General features: G+C 30.6%; 1 protein-coding gene. It reads right to left on the bottom strand.

Features of this window, described 5'->3' with window-relative positions:
• Nucleotides 1–1,648, bottom strand: a 1,648-nt coding sequence (locus tag I1A51_RS17580) for an RHS repeat domain-containing protein (RefSeq protein WP_196896240.1), incomplete at both ends; no start/stop codon positions are given.

Below are 1,648 nucleotides of genomic sequence, written 5' to 3'. Positions count from 1 at the left end.
ATTAGATTTATATAATCTATTTCCTAAAGGACTATATCCAAATCTAATTTTCTGACCTGTTGTCTTAGAAATTTCAGATACTTTTCCGTCAACTCGCCAATCAATCAATTCTATATTCTCTGCAATATCCGATGTTAATTGTCCGATTGCATCATATGTATAATCATGTGTGTTTTCAAAATCAGATGCTATATCACTTGTTGTTGTCACAGCATCTCTTACTTGCTTTAATTGATTTCTATCAGCTGCATAAGTATACCTTAAATCATCCATTAATCGATATGTACCATCTTTAACACCACTATATCTTAACAATCCTTCTAAATTTCCATTTCTATCATATCTGTATTTAGTTCTTGCTAAGAAATGATGCTCAACATCAAATGGAACATAATTCTCAGAAGTATATTTCGCACCATTATAACTGATGATTCTATCTAATAAATCATATTCATAAGTACTTACTGTAGTTCCTAAAGAATTTCCATCTAGATCTAAAAGACCAGTTGTCATTGTTTTAATGTTTCCATTAAACAAATCTTTTGAAGATGCAAACTGCTCCATACTAAAAGCATTTGTCACTGTAGTACCTCCAATATCTTTGGTATCTCCATTGATAGCTTTATAATCCCCTCTAAAATAACTTAAAGAATAACCAAAGGCATCTTTTGCTGTAGAAGAATCAAAGAAAGTATTTTTTAATCCATCCTTTCCAATATCATTGTTTGGATCTAAATACTCACTATTCACTCCTTTAAGCCATCCTTGTAGTGTATAAGCATAATCCATTCCTTGTACTTCTTTATCTCCAAGAACGGTTCTTGCTAAAGGACCATGTTCATAATATTCATAAGATGCATCTTGTTCCCAAATTACACCATCTTTAGAAGTTTGAACATTTACGATTCTATTATCCGCATCATATGCATATCTATGAATAAACTGATCTAATTCACCTTTTTGGTAAGTAACTAGCTTAACATTTCCACTGATTAAATCATATTCATATTCTAATTTCTTTAAAGCTTGACCTTTATCTATAAGCTCTTGATGCTTAATATATGTTGCTATTTCTATCACTCTTCCATGAATATCATAACTATAGAAAAGAATATTATCATAACCATTCACGTTTGCTCCAGCATTTAAACTTGGATAATAAGCAACTGCTCCAATCCTATTTCTTAAATTCTCTTGTGTTAAATAAGAAACAAGTCCATTTGTTGTTGGATCATTATAAAATGTTTTAGTAACCTCTTCTTTTGTATTGTTATTTTCTGGGTTATTCAATAAAATATCAATCTGAGAACTTGTCACATTTTCTCCAACAATCTCTCCTGTAGATACATTTACTAATTTTCCAATATCATTAATAGAATAATTAGAATGAAGCTGCATCTGTCCTGCCTCAATTACTCTTCCTAAACCATCAAATTGTGAATAACTAAATTTATTCTCTGAAGCTTGTTTTGCATTTTGAGAAGCGATAATTCTTCCTAATCCATCATAAGCAAATTTTGTAATTCCTCCATCTGGAGTACTTTGCCATACTAATTGATTTAAAGAATTATATTTATAAGTTGTCTCTAAATTATATGGCTGCTCACGAAGTTTCACTCCTTCTGGTGGCGTTGTTCTTACAAGATTT

It is taken from the genome of Aureivirga marina, from assembly GCF_015767265.1.
Classification (GTDB): Bacteria; Bacteroidota; Bacteroidia; order Flavobacteriales; family Flavobacteriaceae; genus Aureivirga; species Aureivirga marina.
This window is presented reverse-complemented; position numbering and strand designations above follow the sequence as displayed.